Here is a 5,898-nt window from a genome sequence, read left to right on the forward strand (position 1 = left end):
AACGTCACACCCCGATTTTGATGATACACCACTGTGGGATGAAAATGCAGATCGGATATTTGATAATGATGGTATCATCTGGCACCCACACTGGGTCGTGTTAACTAATGATGACCGAGTGCCTGGTGGTTTATCAGTAAAACAAATTATGAAAGCTGAAATTGCAGAAAAACTTCCTAAAACAAATCCTGGTATGCCTATGTACATGGATTCACCCGGTTTTCCGGTAGTTACTTCTGGCAACGCGATAAGAGTGATTGTGCCGGCTTATCGTATGAGTAACACCACTGACTTTAAGTTCGATGCTGTAGCTGCTTACATGCAGGTAAATACATCCAAAGAAGATACGCCTATGCTGGGTGTTTATGCAGTCTATAGTGTGCTATCAGGTGATTTGAGTCTTCCTTACACTGTAAAAAAGAAATAGTTATGGGCATTGCAGTTTTTGATACCTACGTGTTTAAAAATACAGGTAAGAGAATGCATTTTGACATTCTGGTGCCTGAGGGTGTGAAGGAAAATCAGGTTTACACATTTGGCCAGGTTTACTTAAAGAGCAAAGGCCTCGAACAGTTAAGTCTGAGTGCTAAAGAGTGTCGATTTTGTCACATTGCTCAGCCTGAAAAAAATATTGTTGATGCAATCGAGCGCAATGGCTTTGCGATACTGGAGATGGAAGGCTGTGATTGATTTTCAATTGTTTAGAGCCGCTATCTTAATAAGGTTGCGGCTCTTTTTTTTAATTTGTTTAATATTGGTACTATGAGTTCATCTAATCCTAATGCTCAAATCGGATCAATAGATAATAAACTGGCTGCTACTTTGCATAAAATAGGAGAAGTTTACAAATATCTGCTGTTGCAAAAAGGCAAGCAATTCGGGCTAAGTCCTATTCAAGTACAGATATTATTGTTTGTTGCCTACCATGAGAATGCTTCTTATCGTACAGTGTCCTATCTATCGCAAGAGCTCAACATCACCAAACCCACTGTAAGCGATGCTGTAAAAGTATTGCATCAAAAAGGATATATAGATAAAAGTATAAATGAAGATACACGTAGCTATTCGATTGTACTGAAAGATAAAGGACGAAAAATTTTACCTGATCTGGAATCATTTGATCAGACAGTTGTGACTTCTATAAAATCGATTGACAAGGAAATAAAACCAGAGTTACTCGAAAATCTATTAATGGCGCTCTCGAGACTACAGGAGCATGGCGCTGTCAATACCCAACGCATGTGTTTTAACTGTAAGTTTTTGCAAAATGATGCTGGTAAGTTTTATTGTAAACTTTTAAATAAGAATTTAACTAAGCCAGACTTAAGGGTAGATTGCCCTGAGTTCGATCTGAAAGAATAACATAATGACTACAAAAAGTTCACCTTGTAGTCATTTTTTTATGCCGGTCACGAAAAATCAAAGACCGGTATTCAAAAATTCATTCAACTTACTTACAGCCATATCCCAAAGCACATAGCTCTTTTTCTTTTTAAAAAAACCGAAATGGCCACTTTCTTTCAGGTTAGGGGTTTAAGGTTCTAGTTTGGTGAAGGTTATTTCATCCTTACTATTTATATATTTCCAGAAAGACTCTACGTTTTGCTATTAGATATGGTGTCATCTATTGTATAGAAATTATGGATAGGAAAAGTGAATTGATCAAAATAGATTTCAGGAATATTGTCATCAATATTTTCTAATTGGCTAAAGGGTATCAATTGTAATAATCAATAACAGCATCACCTAGCTCAACAATAGCAGGTTCGCAAGTGAGGTATCCAAAATACAATAAAGCCTTCGCTACTTTCACATAATCGACCCCTTTTTCCGCACCCAGGAAGGACTCACCTCCTTCATAAACTCTGGTATTACCTTCCGTAGAAATTTCTCCATTGGCTGATATGCGGCTTAATTGCCAAACAGTTGCATCAAGGAAGCCACTTTTTAGCAGTACTTTTGTCTCAGTATCCTCAGTTAATAAGTAAAGCTCCATAGCTAGTTTGATAGCAACGCCATTGTAGCTGGAATCCCACCCTCCGCCTTCTATAAAGTAGCCTTCGACTGTATCGGTTTGTGCCAAGGCTGCGTGCATGAATTCGTGCGCTAGTGCAATGGCGTCATTCCTGGTTAAATATTCTCCTAATGAATAGTAGGCAAGGGCGTCAAATAATAGCCTATTGGGAGCTTGCGCATCCATCTGTATTAAAATTTCACTGCCCGACATGAGGTAATTTAACATGTTTTCGAATTGTGGCCGCATGAAGGTTATGGCCTCACGTACTCCTCGTGTCTGGGCACTCTGATTGTACCACTGGGAATTATCAAGTGACATGAGAGTCAACCCCAGACTACTTGCAAAAAAAGCCGTTCCACTCAGTAAATCACCCGGGCCTGGAGGCGTGTAATACGAAGCATTTAAAATCTCCTCAGGCACGACCAACTCAAAACCACCATCACTTTCCTGATGTTGGAAGGCATAGGCTATGGTAGCATATAAAGTTTCCAAAGCTTGTATATCTTCAGAAACAATTACATAATCCGAAATGGTAGTCATGTTTATCTGAAAACGGACGTGAAAGTACCCGTCTTTGTTTCTGCCTAAACTACCATCAACATTAGGTTCCTCAACTGAACGATATAGCCTTTCTTTGCCAATCTGTTGTAGCAATTGATTATATGTTAGAATATCAGAAATACTATTAGTATGAAGTACTATATCCTGCTTATCAGAACACGCTATTGAAAAAAATAAAAGAAGGGTAAGGAGAGTGTTATTCATATTTAATTATTTTCTGTTTTAGAATCGCACACTTTCTAAATGTATAACACACTAATTATCCTTTACCCTAATCTTTTTATGATCATTAATATAATTTGTTAGGTTGAGCTGTTAAAATTTAATACGTTCAGTTCTTCAAAAATGGCATTATTACACCTAGCGTTTGTTCTGGTTTTTCTACTTCAAAAGCAGATCTAGCATTTTTTATACGTATAACCTCAATATCAGGATTGATCTTTGAAATACGTGCTTGTACTTCAGGCCTTATTCTAAACTCTTCATCACCCCAAAGCATGATAGTAGGAACAGAAACTTTTTCTAACAGTGGTGCTATATCGTAACGCAATTTTCCACTTAGAAAAGGTAAGGCTGAATAAGATGCATTTGGTCGTCTTGCATTGTACAAGTTATTTTCAATAATTTCTAACGGAACGTTCTTTCCATCTTTAAAGCCCTCTTGTCTCCACCAATCTTCAATGGCAGGCCTTTGATGAAAAATTTGAGCATAAATCTGGTTGCGCTGAGGTGATTCCGAAATTCGTAAAAAACTCTGAGTGCCCTGTTCTCCCACGGCATCTACTCCAAAATCAAACCCGCCAGATGGTGTGTTAAGAACCAATTTGCTTACTTCAATACCTCCTTTTTCAATGGCAGAAAGCACAAAACCGCAACTAAGTGATTGAGTCAATACTCTAACAGGTTCACCTACCCACTCACCAAGAGCAGTGATTTGTGTTACATAATCTTCAAATAGGATATCTCTTGTCAGTCGATCAGATTCACCCCAACCAACAAAGTCGGGTGCAATTACACGATAATGTTCAGCCAATTGCGGAGCTATTTCAAACCAGATGTAAGATGAAGCACCTGCACCTATTCCATGCAACAAAAGTAATGGTTCTCCTTTTCCGGCTTCAAAAACAGCAATTTCTCCAGTTGGTGTTTTTAGTTTGCTTTTGGTAAAGCCCAATCGTGTTAAATTAATTTCCTCTGCTTCTTCAGTTGCTAAACTCTTATAAGGCCAAATGATTGCCAACATAATTAAGCTCAAGCTAACTGCAAATAATGATAGTTTTTCCATGATGATGTGTTAGTTAAAATTTGATTAAAATGTTTTCGTACCAATCAAACGCATATAATACGTAAAAGTTATAAATAAATAATATAAAATACGTAACCGTATTAAAATGGGTAATTAAAACGCAATGAGAATAGGAAAGAAGATGCGTTAAATAACTTTATCATTGAACATATGAAGTACAATTATTGTAAGCTCTCAGGTGGATAATAAACTAATTGAAAGCGCATGAATGATTTTTTACAGCGCCTGTCAATGGTAAATGAGAATGATTGATAAATTCGAAACCTCTGATTATGAACTAATGAACTACTTATTGGATAATAATTCTTTTAATTCAACATCTCCGCTTTCTTCATAAATGTTTTTATGATGTTTCTCGAGTTTTCGTAATAGGTAATTAAGGGTTGTAAGTTCTGTACTACTTAAGCCACCTTTGATAATTTCTGATACCATTTGCATTTTTGGTAACATACCAAGGGTTAAAAGCTTCCCTTCTTCGGTTAGTTTTACCCGTATGCTTCTTTTATCGTTGGCATCTTCAAATTCTTCAATGAATCCTTTCTTTAAAAGCCGTTTAATAACTTCGGTTCCTGAAGTTTTGGTAAGCACCATTTTATTAATGAGTTCAGTTTTTGTATGGCTATTGGTACCAAGTAATGAGATTAAAAAGGGGAATTCATCGGCTGTAGAGAGTGGGGTGTCCTTTAAAGCCTTTTTTACATATTCTTTAGCATACCTATTTAGCAATACCAACAAAATTCCCAGATCATCTGTTTCAGTATTGTAGGATTTAGAATTCGGCTTACTTGTTTTCTCATTCGATTTGCCTTGCTCGCCTAACTCTACATTTAAAAAACCTACAAATTCCGTTAAATTTAAGTTTTTAGCATTTTTATTCTCTGAATAGGTAAAGAATAGTTCAATTAATTTTTTCAGAATTTCCTCCACTTTCGCTGCTTTATTTTGTTTTTCTTGGTGAGTAAATGCCCCTTGAATACGAAAATTTTATTCAGTTCATAAAATTGCATAATAAATACGAAAACGTATTAATACTTGTTCAAAGCAAAGAAATAGAAATATAGATGCCAAAATCATTCCTGCTCTAAAAACAAAAATATTCTTTGAACGGCCAATTGTATTGGCAGAGTAATTATTAAGCTAACTGGCTCCAAATATTGATCTACATCCCTTCAGCAACCTCATTCATCTGCTTATAATCTTCTACTAACTCAGGAGTTAGGTCTTTGATGTTTATTTTGTTCAATAGTATTTTCAATTTCTGAATTCCCGCAATCCTATCCTCAATCTCACCATCTTCAATACAGTTGATCAAATCAATACAGCAATCGTATTTTATGGCACTGCTTTCCGGTACTAATTCAGTTCCAGTCATTAACGATTGTAGACTGGCTTGTTGTCCATGCGTATCTCGCAGATAGGCCGAAAGGTCAAGAATCAAGCTTTCGAGGGAAGGAGATTTAAATGCAGGCAGTTGCTCGGTAATTATTTGTTTAGCCTTTGATTGTGCAAAACGAGTGTCAGTTTCTGGGGGTTTATCAAAATAGCCTACCAACAACCCCTTAACTAAATGGAATTGGTTCAGGTTAGCAGGTTCTTTATTTTCAAACTTTATTTTTTCCTCCCCATCAATAAAATAAGGCAGACTAAAATCTACTTTGGCCTTTAAATGAGTTCCGGTATCAGAATTATTTTCAAAGTGTTTCCAGATAATTTTATAGTCTGCGGTCATAATGTTGAAGTCATTTTTAATGTGCTAAGATAAATACTCAATGCCTAACAGGCTGAACGATGAATTATAAATCACCAATACTATTGGTATTTTTGAGTATGAAGTTAATTATACTACTGGCACTATTAAGTTTTATCAGTCCTACACTTTTGTCTGCCCAGGTTCAACCTTCGGAAGGCCAATGGCAGGGAGTCTTAGAATACGAACAAGAGGGCATTCCGTTTGAGTTTATTATTGAATACCAAAAGAATGACCTAACCATAACCATTATTAACGGCAAAGAAC

At 36.4% G+C, this 5,898-nt stretch carries 6 protein-coding genes and 2 pseudogenes; 4 read left to right on the forward strand and 4 right to left on the reverse strand.

Features of this window, described 5'->3' with window-relative positions:
• The 3 genes and pseudogenes from RLO81_RS02660 to RLO81_RS02670 form a co-directional block, all read left to right on the forward strand.
• Positions 1-427, forward strand: a pseudogene (locus RLO81_RS02660) (hypothetical protein); the annotation flags it as partial.
• A 2-nt stretch (positions 428-429) separates the two neighbouring features.
• On the forward strand, positions 430-690 hold the full coding sequence (locus RLO81_RS02665; RefSeq protein WP_350106851.1) for a DUF2024 family protein: 261 nt from the start codon (positions 430-432) through the stop codon (positions 688-690).
• Between the two features lie 72 nt (positions 691-762).
• Positions 763-1,362, forward strand: a complete 600-nt coding sequence (locus tag RLO81_RS02670) for a MarR family winged helix-turn-helix transcriptional regulator (protein ID WP_350106853.1) — start codon at positions 763-765, stop codon at positions 1,360-1,362.
• A gap of 355 nt (positions 1,363-1,717) precedes the next feature.
• On the opposite strand, the gene RLO81_RS02675 is transcribed toward RLO81_RS02670, so the two are convergent.
• The 4 genes from RLO81_RS02675 to RLO81_RS02690 form a co-directional block, all read right to left on the reverse strand.
• A complete protein-coding gene (locus RLO81_RS02675) occupies positions 1,718-2,782 on the reverse strand; it encodes a hypothetical protein (protein ID WP_350106855.1) in 1,065 nt (354 codons plus the stop codon).
• A 127-nt stretch (positions 2,783-2,909) separates the two neighbouring features.
• Complete coding sequence (locus tag RLO81_RS02680; RefSeq protein WP_350106857.1) at positions 2,910-3,863, reverse strand: alpha/beta fold hydrolase; 954 nt, start codon at positions 3,861-3,863, stop codon at positions 2,910-2,912.
• Between the two features lie 306 nt (positions 3,864-4,169).
• A complete protein-coding gene (locus RLO81_RS02685) occupies positions 4,170-4,811 on the reverse strand; it encodes a MarR family winged helix-turn-helix transcriptional regulator (RefSeq protein ID WP_350106859.1) in 642 nt (213 codons plus the stop codon).
• A 232-nt stretch (positions 4,812-5,043) separates the two neighbouring features.
• Positions 5,044-5,613, reverse strand: coding sequence for a hypothetical protein (locus RLO81_RS02690; RefSeq protein WP_350106861.1), 570 nt, complete (start codon positions 5,611-5,613; stop codon positions 5,044-5,046).
• Between the two features lie 59 nt (positions 5,614-5,672).
• Between RLO81_RS02690 and RLO81_RS02695 the strand changes: the two are divergent.
• Positions 5,673-5,898: pseudogene (locus RLO81_RS02695) on the forward strand (hypothetical protein); the annotation flags it as partial.

The sequence above is a fragment of the Fulvivirga sp. genome (genome assembly GCF_040220315.1).
In the GTDB taxonomy this organism is placed as follows: domain Bacteria; phylum Bacteroidota; class Bacteroidia; order Cytophagales; family Cyclobacteriaceae; genus Fulvivirga.